General features: G+C 69.3%; 10 protein-coding genes and 5 pseudogenes. 4 read left to right on the forward strand and 11 right to left on the reverse strand.

The window, feature by feature from the left end:
• Positions 1–844: 844 nt before the first annotated feature.
• The 3 genes and pseudogenes from EFK10_RS22680 to EFK10_RS22690 form a co-directional block, all read right to left on the reverse strand.
• A complete protein-coding gene (locus tag EFK10_RS22680) occupies positions 845–1,033 on the reverse strand; it encodes a recombination activating protein 1 (RefSeq protein WP_127357491.1) in 189 nt (62 codons plus the stop codon).
• 3 nt (positions 1,034–1,036) lie between these two features.
• Entirely contained in the window at positions 1,037–1,837 is an 801-nt protein-coding gene (locus EFK10_RS22685; protein ID WP_127357492.1) for a maleylpyruvate isomerase family mycothiol-dependent enzyme, read from the reverse strand.
• A gap of 205 nt (positions 1,838–2,042) precedes the next feature.
• Positions 2,043–2,563, reverse strand: a pseudogene (locus EFK10_RS22690) (Tn3 family transposase); the annotation flags it as partial.
• Between the two features lie 199 nt (positions 2,564–2,762).
• On the opposite strand from EFK10_RS22690, the gene EFK10_RS22695 reads away from it, so the two are divergent.
• Positions 2,763–3,356 (forward strand): NADAR family protein, encoded by a 594-nt coding sequence (locus EFK10_RS22695; protein ID WP_127357493.1) that lies wholly within the window; start codon positions 2,763–2,765, stop codon positions 3,354–3,356.
• Positions 3,357–3,402: 46 nt separating this feature from the next.
• Here the strand turns inward: EFK10_RS22695 and EFK10_RS22700 are convergent, their stop codons facing one another.
• From EFK10_RS22700 to EFK10_RS53400, 5 genes and pseudogenes are all read right to left on the reverse strand, one after another.
• The gene (locus EFK10_RS22700) at positions 3,403–5,532 is read right to left on the reverse strand and encodes a site-specific integrase (protein WP_127357494.1); all 2,130 of its coding nucleotides are present in this window, start codon (positions 5,530–5,532) and stop codon (positions 3,403–3,405) included.
• Positions 5,533–5,720: 188 nt separating this feature from the next.
• Positions 5,721–6,068, reverse strand: a complete 348-nt coding sequence (locus tag EFK10_RS22705) for a helix-turn-helix domain-containing protein (protein ID WP_127357495.1) — start codon at positions 6,066–6,068, stop codon at positions 5,721–5,723.
• Entirely contained in the window at positions 6,065–7,234 is a 1,170-nt protein-coding gene (locus EFK10_RS22710) for a tyrosine-type recombinase/integrase (protein ID WP_240677400.1), read from the reverse strand. The genes EFK10_RS22705 and EFK10_RS22710 overlap by 4 nt, the downstream gene beginning before the upstream one ends.
• Before the next feature lie 35 nt (positions 7,235–7,269).
• On the reverse strand, positions 7,270–8,382 hold the full coding sequence (locus EFK10_RS22715) for a DUF4158 domain-containing protein (RefSeq protein ID WP_164836119.1): 1,113 nt from the start codon (positions 8,380–8,382) through the stop codon (positions 7,270–7,272).
• A 482-nt stretch (positions 8,383–8,864) separates the two neighbouring features.
• Positions 8,865–8,954 (reverse strand): annotated as a pseudogene (locus EFK10_RS53400) (IS5/IS1182 family transposase); the annotation flags it as partial.
• A gap of 687 nt (positions 8,955–9,641) precedes the next feature.
• Here EFK10_RS53400 and EFK10_RS22725 point away from each other — a divergent pair.
• The 3 genes from EFK10_RS22725 to EFK10_RS22740 all read left to right on the forward strand — a co-directional run bounded on the left by EFK10_RS22725 (position 9,642) and on the right by EFK10_RS22740 (position 13,791).
• The gene (locus tag EFK10_RS22725) at positions 9,642–10,883 is read left to right on the forward strand and encodes a S53 family peptidase (RefSeq protein ID WP_240677399.1); all 1,242 of its coding nucleotides are present in this window, start codon (positions 9,642–9,644) and stop codon (positions 10,881–10,883) included.
• 235 nt (positions 10,884–11,118) lie between these two features.
• On the forward strand, positions 11,119–11,655 hold the full coding sequence (locus EFK10_RS52745; protein ID WP_322973380.1) for a hypothetical protein: 537 nt from the start codon (positions 11,119–11,121) through the stop codon (positions 11,653–11,655).
• 858 nt (positions 11,656–12,513) lie between these two features.
• Positions 12,514–13,791 (forward strand): YeeE/YedE family protein, encoded by a 1,278-nt coding sequence (locus EFK10_RS22740; RefSeq protein WP_164836120.1) that lies wholly within the window; start codon positions 12,514–12,516, stop codon positions 13,789–13,791.
• A 300-nt stretch (positions 13,792–14,091) separates the two neighbouring features.
• Here EFK10_RS22740 and EFK10_RS53405 read toward each other — a convergent pair.
• The 3 pseudogenes from EFK10_RS53405 to EFK10_RS22755 all read right to left on the reverse strand — a co-directional run.
• Positions 14,092–14,305 (reverse strand): annotated as a pseudogene (locus tag EFK10_RS53405) (hypothetical protein); the annotation flags it as partial.
• A 107-nt stretch (positions 14,306–14,412) separates the two neighbouring features.
• Positions 14,413–14,629, reverse strand: a pseudogene (locus EFK10_RS22750) (PHP domain-containing protein); the annotation flags it as partial.
• Between the two features lie 286 nt (positions 14,630–14,915).
• Positions 14,916–15,146 (reverse strand): annotated as a pseudogene (locus EFK10_RS22755) (hypothetical protein); the annotation flags it as partial.

The following is a 15,146-nucleotide window of genomic DNA, read 5'->3' on the forward strand; positions in this document are numbered from 1 at the left end:
CCAAGCCGTTCACCTGGACCAAGTCCGCCGACGAGATCTTCGAACGCCTCGCCGGCTACCTGAACCGCCTGCCAGAGCCGAAACCCTAGTTATGCAGCTATTCCAAGACTCACGACACTAGACGAGTAAGTCCGAAGTCGCTTCGAGCGTGTCCGTCGTCCATCGAGTCAGGCGTTTCGTCATCGAACCGAGAATGCCCCGGCGAAGCCGGGCCGCACCTTGTCCCAGGCCGTCGTCGGCGCGACGACAGCCCCACCGCCGATCCAGAAGATCATGCACCTCACCCGCCTGGACCTGGCCTTCCGGATCTACGACACAGTCACCGCAGCCGTGACAGCCGCGAATCGCCGTCTCCTGCCTGCTGCACGGGCCTTGAGGCTCGTACACGGGTGATGGCCAAACCCGCGAGAGCAAGACAGAGCTGCCTACCTACCTACGTCTCCGATGGTCCGAGCACGTTGCTTCAGCTCGATTTGACTTCGGTCCGGAGGACTCGGAGGGCGCCGAGTGTCGCGGGTAGGACGACCCAAATGAGGGTGGCGGTGAGGACTTGGGTCCATTGCTGGCCGGTCATGTTGTGGTCGTAGAGGGCGCCTTGGGCTTGGTTGAGGTCGAGCCAGGGGCCGAGGTCTTTGAGTGCGGGGACGGTGACGGTGCTGAACAGGATGCTGGAGAGGTTGGGGAGGACGTAGAAGGCGACGATGGCGGCGGCGCTGATGGGGGCGGAATGGGGAGGCGCAAATGCGGAGCGGACCGGATTTGATCTGCGCTGGCGGAATCGCTCGATTCCGCCCCCAGTTGGTACCGTCCGGCCGGGGGTGCTCTGGGGGTCGATAGGACCGTGTCAGTGCGCGGCGCGCGCGCAGAACGAGCCGCCGCACGTGTAGCAGCGCGGGCGCCCGTCGCAGCGGCACGACTGGCCGCAGTCGACGGGCTCGCTGTGACGCGCGGCAGCCTCACCGTCGGCCTCGTCGTAGTCCTGGCGGCAGGTGGTGCACTTCGCCCTCGGGCGCACGAGGTGGCGCATCGTCACGTCCTACTCATCCGGGTCCCAGGCCAGAAGCAGGTCGAAGAGACGTCGGTCGCCGTCCAGCTCCAGGGAGTCCACCGGAATACGGCCGTACAGGGCCAGGACCAGCTCACCGGCCGTGCCCCGGGCGGAGGCGTCGGCCGCGTCCGGGTCCTCGCCGGCAGCGGTGGCGGGCATTGTGCCGGGCGTGAGGAGGCGGGCAGTCCGTGCGCCGTCGGCGGAAAGCCAAAGGCGCCAGGAGCGGCCCTCGGTGGCGTGGTAATCGACGGCAGCGGGCTCGTGCGGCCAGGCGTCCGTCGTTGCGCAGCAGGTGGACAGGAACTCGTCGACACCGTCGAGTGCCACCTCGTCCGGCAGCGGCTGCGGGGCGCCCAGGGTGACCTGGGCGTCGTAGGTGTGCACCGCGACCTCCTGGAGCTGGTGCCGGGCGACGGCACCGCAGGTCTGCGGCGACTGCGACGTACTCCACCACGTCCAGCAACCGCGATCCGGGCCGGCCTCCCGCAGTGCGTCCAGTAGCTCCTGCGTCGATGCGGCCGACCAGGCCAGCAGGGCCTCGCGCTCCCGAGGCGCAGCCGGGGCGCCCTCCGATGCGGACTTGGCCGCGGCGGCAGGCCCTGCGGCGATGGTGGCGGCCCAGGAGCGGCGCCCCTCACCTAGGTGCTGCACCAGGTCGAACAGCGTCCACTCGGGGCAGGCCGGCACCTGCACGTCGAGGCTGGGCGCGGAGGCCACCGCGGCGCGGAAGGCGGTCGATCGTTCGTCGATCAGCCGCAGCAGATCGGGGAACTCCAGAGTCTTTTCCACTCCGGCTGTCTATCACCGTGCTCCGACAACCGGATAGCGATTTTCATAGCCGACGCGGCAAGCGCGCGGCACGGGCCGCGCGCCCTCGGATGACGCGGTGTCCTCATTCTGAAACTGCTCAGCGGGCATGGCGTGCTCCCTCGGTCAGAGGTCGGTCAGCGGCATCCGCCGGGGTGCGGGGGTGGGGCACGGAGCCCGGCAGGACGAGGTCGAGCCGCTTGTCCATGTCGAGGCGGAACGTGCCGTACGGGTTGATGTTCGACCAGAACAGCGCGGTCAGCCCGCGCCGGTCCTCGTCCGACAGCTTCTTCGCCCACGCCGGTTCGGCGAGGACCCGCTGAAGCAGCAGGGTGTTGACGTGGACGAGGCTGCGTACTTGACCATCTGGTCGTACTGCTGGGCGATCAGGTCCCAGCGGATCGCGCGGGTCGTCAGCGAGCCGCCGAGCGCGGGCCAGCCAGGCGGGGTGTCGTCCGGGCGGTACAGGCGGATGCTGCCGATGTTCTTCAGCCGGGGCAGCAGGCGGAAGTTGAGCAGCTCGGTGAAGGCGAACCCGACCACGGAAGCGCCGTGCGTGTCGACGTAGTTCGACTCGATCTCGGCGTCCGTGCAGTGCCGCAGCAGGCCCTCGATCATCGCCGCGACCTCGGAGGACGAGCAGGACTTGAGCTGGGAGTAGATGCAGAGGTTCTTCTTCTCGACGTGCCAATAGATCATCACGCCTTGCCGCCGAAGCGCGCGGGTTCGCTGATTCTTGGCCGGGATTGGGGCAGAACCCGCGTGTGTCCCCCGCCTTGGCCATCGTGGAGGGACGGGTTTGCTTGGGCTATCGGAGCCCCATCCGGCACGCGGAGGTCGCGCCGCGCTGGTTGCGTGGCGGAAATTCCTTCGTCTGTTGTCGGTAGTGGCTGCGAGGATCCCTGCCATGGAGACGATCGACACGAAGAGCCCAGTCCAGGCCCGCACCCGAGAAGATCTCGCGGCACTCATTGCCGCCGGAGCGCGGCCGAAGTGGCTGATGTTCTGGGGGCATCAGCCGCAGCGGGATGGTTCGATCGGCCCGGGTGCGCTCAGCCAGTGGTGGCCTTCCTCGTTCACCGTGGACGGCGTGAAGTATGCCAGCGCCGAGCATTGGATGATGGCGGGTAAGGCCCGCCTGTTCGGTGACGACGCGTCGCTCGCGGCGATACTCGCGGCTCGCACTCCCGCCGAGGCCAAGAACCTCGCGCGACTGGTCCACGCGTTCGACGAGGCGCGCTGGGCCGCTGCCCGCTTCGAACTGGTCGTCGCGGGCAACGTCGCCAAGTTCGGACAGGACCCCGCCCTGCACGCGTACCTGCTCGGCACGGGTAACCGGGTGCTGGTCGAGGCCAGCCCGCGCGACCGGGTGTGGGGCATCGGGCTCGCCGTCTCCGACGACCGCGCCACCGATCCATCCCGGTGGCGTGGCCAGAACCTTCTCGGCTTCGCCCTGATGGAGGCGTGCGCCCGTCTGGCTGCCGCTCGCTGCGACGAGTAGTCGATGTCCATCGGCCCGAAGTGCTGGTGATGCTGACGCTGTGCAGCTATCTGGGCAGAGCGGATCGCCGTTCGGGGTGGGCGGCGTAGATGTACTTCATCGCGGTCTCGGCGGCGATGCCGAAGACGCGCATGAGGTGGACGGGGTCGGCGGTGTGGCGGGCCTCGTCGAGGATGCGGTCCTGACGGAGCTTGGACGGGCTCAGCCCCAGGGGCCGGAAGATGTCGTTGATGACCATGGTGGAGACCGGCGGGAGCCGGTCGTCGGCCACGGTCTGCTTGCTGACCAGCAGGTAGGGGTTAGCCGTCAGAGGCCAGCGTCGGTGGCGCTCGCGGAGCCAGTCGGCGGCGAGTGTATGGGTGAGTTCGTCGAGGTAGACGGTGTGCTTCAGGTCTCGCTGGACCGTCAGGCGCCCGTGGGACAGGTCGAGGTCGGTGAGGAGGAGGTAGCGGGTCTCGCGTCGGCCGAGGCCGTGGATGGCGACGAGCGCGACGACGAGCTTGGCCATCGGGCCGTTGGCCCGGTCGATCAGACCGCGGAGCCGGTCGGTGGGGATGGGCACCGGCAGGCGTTCGGGGGTGGACAGTGAGACGCTGCGGGTGGGATCGCGGAAGATCACCCGTTCCTGCTTGAGGGCCTGGAAGAGGCTTCGCAGAGCGCTGAGAAGGTCCCGGCCGGTAGAGCCGGGACGTTGCTTGAGGGCATCTTGGACGTCGTTCTTGGTGATCTCGCGCAGGCTGGTGACGCGGGCGGCCCAGGCGGTCAGGACCGGGTAGAGGTAGCCGAGGTACTTGCGGATCGTCTCGAACGGCATCGCGGGGTGTCCCCGGCGGCCTTCGCCTCGCAGGACCAGTACCCAGCGACGGAGTTCGTCCGCGATGGGCTCGGGGAAGTTCTGGATGCGCTGGTCGATGGCTCGATGATGGATATCGACCTGCCGGGCGGGGTCGGGGATGACCAGGCCGCGTCTGGTGAGGAACTGCAGGATCCGGCGTGCGCTGGTGCCGGGCCGGTCGGCGGGCAGCGACCGGATGTCGGCCTCGTGGATGGGGGCGTCAGCGCCGATGCGGGCCAGCAGGATGCGCAGGCTGCGGGCAGCGAGACGCCGTACCTGTTCGTCCCAGCCCTGCCGTATCGCTTGATCCCGAAAGCCGTCGAGCAGGGCCTCGGCGCCGGGGGTGATGAACGGCAGGAGGTCCAGCTCCCCAACGGCGATGCAAGTCCAGTCGCGCCGTGCGTCGAACAAGACGGTCTGTGCCGGGTTGACCAGGTGCGGCGAGAATGGCGGTGTCGGCGGGCGTGCGGCGGCGGCTCGTTGCCGGGCCTTGTCCGGCGGCGCGGGATAGCCGGGCGCCCCGGGCCGAATCGCAAGTCGGGGTGCGAGATCGCCGCCGAACCACAGCTGCGTCCACGTCTCCTTCCGTGCTTTGGGGCCGCGGTGGTCGATGTGGAGGCAGCAGGCCCGGCAGATGCCGTCCAGCAGCGGGACGCCTCGGCGTCCGCAGCGGCGGCAGTCACCGACCGGGTGCCGGCCTGGCCATGTGCTCCAGCTGTTGCAGCCTGAGCAGACAGAGCGGAAGCCCCAGCAGTCGCAGTGCCGACAACTACGGTGCGGTTTGGGCGGGATGACGGGCCGACGGCGTCGACGCGGGCGAAGAAGACCGGCCTCGCGCAGGATGTCGGCGACCGCGGTCTGGCTGCGCGGCAGATCGTCGAGGACTTCCTCGGCGACCAGGTCCTCGCCGTCGGCGTCCCGGACGGCCAAGGCCAGCCGGATCATCCAGCAGGCCGCCCGCCACCACGCCTTGCTGAACCCGAGCTCGGCGGCCTTGGCGACGGCGATGGCCTGCAAATGGTCGTAGTCAGCGAGATCCCGGTCGCGGATGCGCCGGACGTGTTCCTGGGCGAGCTGCCGACGCGGGCGGAACAAGAGGAGCTGGCCGCATACGGCCGGCGGACACACGCACGGGTCGTCGCTCGGCTCGGCCGTCTCGATGCGCTGACGGTCCAGCCAGGACCGCGGTCGGCTCGCGTCACGCGGTCGGCCCTTCTGCGGACGGTCGATCGGCTGTGAAGTGGGCGGACGGACGCCAGGCAGGATCAGCGCGAGCTGACACGGCCGCCCGGCGACGGGATCGGCGATCCATTCGGCGTCGAAGGTGCGGATGACCTGCAAGCACAGCCTGCACAGCCCGTCAGTGTTGATGTGGCTCTCGTGCCCGCAGCGGCGACACCGCCCGGTGCCCGGGTGGAGTCTGTTGCGCCAGGACGCGCATCCCACGCACTCGGCGTACTGGGGCTTCTCGCCCCAGCTCAGGCAGACCCGGCACTGTCCGACCGGCCACGCTTTCCGCCGTGCCATGGTCAGTTCGGCGGCAGCGACCGGCGCGAGCGACCCTGGCTTTTGCGCGGGGTCGGCCGCACCGGCCGGTCCGGCCCGTCCTCGGCCCCGACCGCCTGCCTGCCGGTCTCCCGCTCGCCTCCGTCGGTGGCGGCCAGCGGCTCGGCCTCCAGCAGATCGGCGACCGTGCAGTTCAGCGCGGCGCACATCTTGTCCAGGTCGTCCAGCCTCACCGAGATCGGCTTGCCGCCCCACAGAGCGGCGACCTTGCTCAACGACGGGTTGAAGCCGACCTGTTGGAACGCGGCCAGCAGGTCGCTCGGCCGCCAGATGTCGCGCTTGGCCGCCGCCCAGCGCAGATTCCACTTCACCGCAGATTCCCCTTGTCCATCACCAGTCGCTGCACTGCCCGCCCGGCAGCGGCCAGACTCGCCGCCTCCGGGTCCGCGTGGGCGGTAGCGAGGTACGAAACCGTGGTCGTTGGCCGGTCGTGTCCGAGCATTTTCTGTACCTCCCACAGCGACATCCCGCGCTCGTAGTTGTGCGTCGCCGCAGCATGCCTGAGCAGGTGGGGGTGGAGATGAGTGACCGGGCCGGTGAGGAACCGCTGCCCAGCCGTCTTCAGCGCCTTGCGGAACGTCGAGGACGTCACCGCAATGCCTGGCGTCGGTATGTTCAGCGCGGAGACCGCCGGCGGCAGCCGCTCGGAGGGGAACAGTGGCGCCCGCGGGTCCTCCAAATCGTCACTGAACTCGCCGCGGACCTCCTCGATATACCACCACAGCAGGTCACGGCCCTCCTGGAACAGGTATGCCTCCCGCTGCCGGGGACCGGAGCCACGGGCGCCCTTGCCGTTGACCAGGAAGCGACCCCACTGCCCGGACTCCCAGTGCACGTCCCCGATGCACACCCCGCACAGCTCGGCGGCCCGCACCCCGGAAATGTAGGTGAGCTTGCCCATCACGTAGTCCCGGCGGGCGATGACCGGCTTGCGCGCGTCCTCCAGCGAGTCGCGCCAGCGGGCAAAGAACTCCCTGGTGGCCCGCTGCGACGGCGGCACCCGCATCCCGAAGTCCCCACGGTGCTTCGGGCGGTTGAACGGGTCGATGGGCGACTCGACGGCAGCCCCGAACCGGCGGGCGATCTCACCGGCATAGCGCTGTTCGAGGAACGCGAAGTAGTGGTCGATCTGGTTCATCTTCTGCCGGACCGTGGATCGCCCGCGCTTGCCCGGCCCGGCGAAGTACCGGTCGACCTGCCGCGGGGTGAGCCGCCACGGCACCAGCTCGTAGTACTGGCAGATCTCGATGATCGGCTTGACCAGCCGGTCCAGCGTCGTCACGGCCAGCCCTGCCGCGTCCCGGGCCCACTGGTACTCGGCGACGGTGTCCAGGAAGAACGACTCCTCGTCCCCGTCGGTGAGCGCGGCCGACTGGCGCCGCTGCAGCGTGACGACGTCCGCCAAGCCCTGCTCCAGCACCGGCTCCCCGGCAGGGCCGTCCGCGTCGCTGCCCGCACGAGGCCGTACGACGGCCAGCAGTCGTGTCCTGGAATCCACCACAGCACGGCAGATTACACGAATCTCTCCAGGAATCCTGTTATCACTGTCGGAATCCTGCACCCCTGAGGTTCCGCCTGCAGGTGGCGGTTGAGCTGCTGACATGCGGCTACGCGGCGAGGGAGAGCTCCGGGGAACCCGCTCCTACTCCAGTTGTAGCGGGCGTGGTACTCGGTCATGAAGTTTGAGGACCAGGACCCGAACTTCTTCGAGTCCGACGCGTACGCGGTGCCCTGGCCCCACCAGGCGGTGTCCCGGGCGGCGAAGGTGGCGTTCACCAGCTGCGACCAGCAGATCCACCAGGGCATCGGTGATCTCCGCCTGCCGGGAGGAACACAGCGCCGCGAGCAGCGTGATGCGTACGTCCTCGGCGGTGTCGCGGAAGTCCGAGGGGTACATCTTGATCGCTCGCGCCCGCCACGCGGCCACCAGCTTCTCCGAGCAGTCCGCGAACAGCCCCTCGGGCAGCCCGAGTTTCCGCCGTCGTTCAGCTTGTTGATCTCCGCCAGCAGGGAGTCCAAGCCGACCGCGCCCGGGTCCCGCTTGAGCAGCGCCAGCAGCGCGGCGCCGTCCTCATTGCCCTCCGCGACCAGCGCCAGCAGCCGGGCCACCCCGACCTCGCGCAGGCGCTCGATGGCCCGCGCACAGAACGCCCGCTCCCACCGGTTGCGGGCCGCGACCAGCACCTTCTCAATCCGGGACGCCCCCGGGGGCTTGATGCTCCGCGCCCGGCACTCGACCAGCAGGGCCTCCCGCTGCCGGTCCTCCACCAGCTCGACCGGGCACACCTCCGCGGCCAGCCACACGGTCAGCTGTTCCTCGTCCTCCAGGGTCGGCGGCCGGAACCCCAGGACCTCGCGGATCTGCTTCCGGTGACGCTTCGCGCCCGCCAGGTCGTACTTCGAAAGCTCCGTCGCCGGCACCTTCACCAGACCAGCGACGTACTCCACAGCGGGCTGCGGGAACTCCTCCACGAACTCCGGGAACCGGGCCTCGATCTCGAAGAACTTCAGCATCAGGCAGAAGCCGAGCCTCGTCGCCCCGGTCTTGTTGGCCACGAGCTTCCAGCCGCCTTCCACCAGCGTCCAGCTCGCCAACAGCTCTTCCGGCGACCACTCCTGTCGCACGCCCGCCCCTTGTCGTCGGCCCGCCGGGCACCCACCCGAACAGCCCAACGAAGCGCCTGACGCCGGGTAACGGCAGAGATGCGAACCCGGAACCTACTGACGGGTTACTTGTCCCCTGGTGGCAGGGCTAGGACTCCGGGGCCAAGTAGTCCGATCAGCCCAGGTCCTGGCGGAAGCGGTGCCCACGCACCTGCTCGACCTCGGCGTACAGCCCGGTCGGCCGCGGCCGCCGGCGAGCCGCCCGGACCTGATCCGGGCCACTCGCCGGCGGCCCGGATCAGGTCCGGGCGACTGCCCAAAATGCAGACCGAGCAGCTGCACCTTTTCCGAACTAAGGAGTCGATCAGGAGATGGCCTTCTTCAAGACCCGTCTTTCAACCTCAAGATCCGCACGTGACACCTGAAGCGCGGCCACCCGCCCGGCCGTGACTCAGCACCAAAGCCCGACGAGAGTCCGCAGAACGGCCTCTGAGGGATGCGCCGGGGCGTCCGCGTCGCCTCAGTCGGCGGGGCTCGATCAACGCCCATCGGGCGTCGGACAGGTCGCTGGGGTATGGCTTCCGCTGGCTCACGGGACAGCTCTTACACGAACAGCGCCGCCGACGGCGTTCCTCAACTGATAGGGCGTTTCCATGGCATCGTCAAACCAGACGGAATCTAGTTGACGGAAGCGAATCAAACGGGCGCCCATACTGCCGTCCCGAAGTTCTCAAAGATATGCATACGGGACATACTCAATCAAAACCCTCATACCGAAAGATGTCCTTGTTCACATCGCTCATCGGCAGCAGTCGTATGAGGGCGAACACGCTCGACACGGCGAGGTAGGGCAGTCGCAGCAGCACGATCCGTCAGCCTGGCACGCCCGACCGGCGATCAACTGCCGTTCGCGAAAACCGCACGTCGCAGGCCATGGATGGGGTTTTCGGCACCCATAGGCCGGCTTGCGGGTGCCGATGAGCCGCCCGGGTCGTGCTTGCCACGCTCGGCATGGGCATAGGGCCCTGAATCAGATTAATCAGTGACAAGTCACACAGGGGCAAGTACTTGCTCTGCGGATGGCCTCGGAGTGAGATCGCGGCAACTGTCCAGTGCGGTCTCACTCCATAAGAGGAGCATCTATGCGCAGGATTCGTGCGCGGCGCACCGTGGTTGCCGCAGCCTGGGTCATCACCCTCGCCAATTTCATAGTGATAACAACACTTTTGTCCGGTTCTGTCGCCGCCGCATCCGTGCGTTCGGCGCAAGGAGTCAAGGCCGTGCCGGCGGTAGCCGGACAGCAATCGGCGAGCGGGGTCGGCAGCTTGCTGACCACCGAGCAGTGCCAGGTGAAGTGGCGGATCTCCTGTTACACCCCGACGCAGTATCGCCAGGCGTACGACCTGAACCCGCTGTACCGGGCAGGAGTCACCGGCAAGGGGCGCACGATCGTGATCGTGGATTCCTTCGGCTCGCCGACCATCCAGCACGATCTGGATGTCTACAGCGCCCGGTTCGGTATGAAGAGCACCCATGTCGACGTGGTCAAATGGGGCAACGTCCCGCCCTTCAACCCCACCAAACCGGACCACACCGGCTGGGCCGGGGAGACCACCCTTGACGTGGAGATGGCGCATGCCGTCGCCCCGGACGCGCACATCGTCCTGGTGGAGACCGGGGTCTCCACCAACGGGGACGGTACCACCGGCCTGCGAGAGATGATGGACGCCGAGAAGTCGCTCATCGACCGCGGTGTGGGCGATGTGATCACCCATAGCTTCGGCGCGGCGGAGAACACCTTCCCCGGCTTCCGCAGCGGTGACTTCTCCAGCATCCAGAACCTGCGCTACGCCTTCAAGGACGCGGCCAGGCACGGTGTGACCGTCCTCGATGCCTCCGGCGACAGCGGACCCACCGACACCACCGCGAACGGCCGCGCCCACTACCCGTACAGGGTCAACGCCTGGCCGACCTCCGACCCGTTGGTGGTCTCGGTCGGCGGCACCCAGCTGCACCTGGACGCCAAGGGCAACCGCATCGCGCCGGACAGTGTCTACAACGACCACGGCGCCAGCGGCGGGGGTCTGTCCCACGTCTTCGCCCGTCCCTCGTACCAGAACGGGGTCAAGCAGGTGGTCGGCGACCGCCGCGGCACCCCGGACGTCTCGATGTCCGCCTCGTTGAAGGGCGGCGCATGGGTGTACTCCAGCTACGACCCGAAGCGGGTCGGCTGGGATGTCTACGTCGGCACCAGCGAGGCCAGCCCGCTCTTCGCGGGCATCGTGGCCCTGGCCGACCAGGTCGCCGGGCACCGGCTGGGCGACATCCACCAGGCGCTGTACTCGCTGTACGCGCAGTCCTCGCGGAACCCGTCCACCGGGATCGTGGATGTGAAGGACGGCACGAACAACAGCTACGCCGGAGTCACCGGCTACACCGCGGTGAAGGGCTACGACATGGCGACCGGCGTCGGCACGATCGACGCCGCCCGCTTCGTCCCGGCCCTCGCCAAGGAGGGCTGAACACATCCCGTCCCCGAGGGCGGGCACCTGCCGCAGACCGCCGGGCCCCGCGCCGGGACGGCGGCTTCTGCGCCTTCTTCGACGCCCTCTCGCTGTGCCCCGCTCTCGCCCTCACACTTTCTCGCCGGACGATGCCGGGCACCGCTCATGGCGAACTGGGGTGGAAGGAGTAAGAGGCCGCGCAAATAGGTGGGGTGGAGGAAGGAGCGGGGCGAGGGGCAAGTCTGGCAAGGCGGTGGGGGCACTCTCCCCCAGACTCCGTCCGGGGGGACCCCCACCAGCCTTCGGCCGGTGGGGGTGCCCCCGGCGAAGCCAGGGGGAGGACCCCCACCAGCCGCCAAGGCTGGGGGAGAGGGAGGCGACGCGGTGGGGGCACTCTCCCCCAGACTCCGTCCGGGGGGACCCCCACCAGCCTTCGGCCGGTGGGGGTCCCCCGGCGAAGCCAGGGGGAGGACCCCCCACCCAGCCGCCAGGCTGGGGGACGTCGTCGACCCGCCCGGCCAACCCCGGAACGGCCGCGACCGCCGACCAGCGGCTGCTGCGTCGCTCCTACAACTACGACCTCGAACTGGACCGGAACGGCAGCATGCAGGCCGGGCACATCTTCACCTGCTACCAGCAGGACGTCCACCTGCAGTTCGAGACCGTCCAGACCCGGCTGGTCAACGAACCGCTCGTGGACTGTATACAGCCCTTCGGCGGTGGCTACTTCTACGTCCTGCCCGGCGTCACCACCACCCGCGACTGGTATGGGCGGGCCCTGCTCACCTGACCCTGCCCGCGCCGGGCTCCCATTGCGCTACGGATGTGCAGAGACACGTCAGAGCGGAAAGGCACTGGTGGGCGGGCCTTGGACGCGTCCGGCGACAGGGGCGCCAGGGCACACGCCGACGACAGCATCCCGGCGGCGCGGGCGCCGCGGGCCGGTGGGTGCCCAGATCTCCCCGTAGACGGTGCTGACGATCGTGATGGGCGCCGGAGCGGGGATCGGGGCGCAGGATTTCGAGGCAGCGACGCGTGTTGGCCAGCGAGAGGCGGCACAGTGACCCTGTCGCCCCGCTTCGGGCTCACGCGGTGACCTCCACCGGGCCGAAGTCGCCCTTGGTGGGCGGGAGAGCGTTTGTGTACTGCCTCGGATCCGCCTTGATGCGGGCGGTCGCGCGCCACGCCACGATGACCTCCTGGACGCAAGCGTCGGTGTCAAGTTCGGCGGCATCGGACAGTGTGGCGACAAGTTCGACAGCGAAGTCGCGGATTTCTTGCGTCGGCTGACCAGCCGTTGGCGGTACGACCCACCGCCGTCCCGGAGCCAGGCGGAGCGGGGCAGCCGACCGTATGGCGAGACGCCGGTCCCAAAAAACGAAACATGACCTTATGGTCGTACGTATGTCCGCACCCGCTCGTCTCCTCTGTCTCGTGCTCCTTGCGAACTCGGTGTGGTGTGTCGACGACGGCCTGTGTCGCCGCCCAGCCAGTCATAGCTGAGTCCGTACCGCTGAATCCGCGCCTTGAGCCGCCGCTGAGCGGTCCCACACGGCGGCGGTTGCGCCGAAGCGGCGCTTCTTCGAAGGACACCGCTTTCGGCGGCCCTTGAATCTGTTGGTCCCCCTCGTCCGTCCCCGGAGTTCCCCTGATGACCGCACCGCCCGCAGAGGCGACGAAGTCCGTCGCCCTGCTCACCCCCTCCCCCACCTCCGTACCCCGTCCCGACGCTCCCCCCGCCCCGCCCGTGCTCCGGGTGCCGCTCGTCGTGTCCACGCTGATCGCCGTGGCACTGACCGGCTACGTATGGTCCGCTCATGGGGCCAAGCCCGGTGTGCTGCTGCTGCTCGGGCTCGGTCTGGGCGTGGCGCTCTTCCACTCCCGCTTCGGCTTCACCTCCGCGTGGCGGCAGCTCGTCGCCGTCGGCAACGGCAGCGGACTGCGCGCCCACGCACTGCTGCTCGGGACCACTGCGACGCTGTTCGCCCTGTTGATCGGCACCGGCACGGGTGTCTTCGGCTCGGTGCCCGCGCCGTCGGCCGGGCCCCTCGGCGTGGGGCTGCTCATCGGTTCGTTCGTGTTCGCCGTGGGCATGCAACTCGGCGGCGCCTGTGCCTCCGGCACGCTGTTCGCGGTCGGTTCCGGGCAGTCGTCGATCGTGTTCACCCTCGGTGGCTTTGTCGCGGGTTCGACCCTCGCCGCGTGGCAGTTCGGCCTCTGGAAGGACCTGCCCGCCCTGCAGCCGGTCGTCATGGCAGACCACATCGGCTGGTTCGGCTCCTGGGCCGTGACCATGCTGGCGCTCGCTCTGATCGTGCTGGTCTCGCGACGCGTCCAAGCCCGCCGCAACCCGCCGCCGACCGGCCCGGTGCCGTCCGCCCGCGGCGCCGCGGCGCGTGTGCTGCGCGGCTCCTGGCCACTGGCCGCCGGCGCTCTGGCGCTGAGCGTGCTCGGCGCCGGGGTGTTGCTGGTCTCCGGCGGCGCCTGGGGCGTCACCAGCGCGTTCGCACTGTGGGGCTCGGAACTCGTCCGCGCCCTCGGCGGGCATCCGGAGACCTGGGCGTTCTGGCAGGGGGGTAACGCCGCGACGCTGTCGGGTGCGGTGCTCGCCGACAAGAACAGCCTCACCGACATCGGCATCATGATCGGCGCGGCAGTGGCGGCCGCGCTCGGCGGTACCTGGACGCTGCACCGTGGCGTACCGTGGCGTACCGCGGTCGCCGCTGTACTGGGCGGGGTGCTGATGGGCATCGGTGCCCGGCTGGCCGGTGGCTGCAATATCGGTGCCTATCTGGCGGGCATCGCGTCCGGCAGTCTTTCTGGCTGGGTCTGGGGCGCTGTCGCGATCCTCGGCACCTGGGCGGGCCTGCGGCTGCGTCCGCTCTTCGGGCTGAGCAACCCCAAGCCGAGCGACGGTATCTGCTGAACACCGGCCCGGCGGGACGGGGGCGGGAGCCGCTCCAGTCCCGCCGGGCCCCGGGAGCGGTGTGGTCACCGAGGGCGGAGTCCGGCTGCAGAGCCTGGACGCGCGGGGTAGTGCCCTCAGCGAGACCGAGAAGCCGCTCGAACAGCCCGGGCCCGTCGCCGGAGGTCATGTGGAAGTGGACGTGGAGGATATGGCACAGGTCCTGCAGCGAGGTGTAGGGCTGGCCGGAGGCGATCCGGGCGACCTGGTCGTCGCTGATCCCGCGTACCGACGCCAGGGCCAGGCGTACCCCCCAGGCGCGTCCAACGGCACCTGCTCGCCGTCGTCGAGGTCGATCTTCTTCCCGGTGGCGCGGCGGATCTCGACCACGGCGTGGGCCATCGCGGACTGCATCCGTACGCCGAGCACGTCCAACTTGATCAGGCCCAGCCCCCCGGTGGGCGCCCCCTCCATTTCGACTAGTGGCCCCGGCGGTGGGCTGCACCGGCACCCGGTCCAAGAGGCTGGTCGTAGACCTCCAGCCGGCGCGCGGACTCCACATCGATGTCATGGGCGCCGCCGCGCACCGTGTACGGAGCCGGCCTGACGCGGCAGTGGGGGAGTGGGAGGGGTCGGCCAGGTCAGCGGGCGCGACGGCCAGGTCGACGCCGAACACCGGCCGAACCCCGTGCGCGGCGCAAGCACGGGCGAAGCGCACCATCCCGGTGACGTTGTCCCGGTCGGTCAGCGCCAGGGAGCCCATGCCCCGCTCGGCCGCCTGCCGGACCAGATGCTCGGGGTGCGAGGGGCCGTACCGGGCCGAATAACCGGACGCGACGTGCAGGTGAGCGAACACCATCACGCCCTCCGCCCCCTTCGGCTGCCTCGTCGGGAACACCCCTCGAACCCTTCTCGGGTCACCGTCACCGAGGCGTCGCCAGGCGCGACAGTGGGGTTCTGCCCGTGGCCCCACGGTACGACGCAGTCGGTGAGACCCGCGCTCGTCCGAAGCAGCGAGGAAGTCGGCCAGCGAGCCCATGACGGTGGAGTCGTTGTAGTGCACCGGCAGCTGCTGCCGGTTTCCTTTGGATCGAAAGGCGGGGGAAACCGGCGCATACCGGAGTGCGCCTCAGTGCCGGAGCCGCTCAGACAGGGGATCGGGTCCGTGCGCGGTCCCGTTCCCGTCCGGTGAGGAGTTCGACCAGCGCCCTGATACCGCCGGTGGCCATGGCCCGGCGCTGGCGGTCGGCGGGGGTGCCGTCGCGCAGGAGACGGTGAACGAGGGCGCTCACCTCTCTGAGGTCTCCGTTTTCCTCCAGAGCGGGCGTGATGTGGTCCAGGAGGGCGGCCACCACGTCGCCGGCCCGTCGGGATAC

The organism is Streptomyces soli, assembly GCF_003999195.1.
GTDB lineage: Bacteria > Actinomycetota > Actinomycetes > Streptomycetales > Streptomycetaceae > Actinacidiphila > Actinacidiphila soli.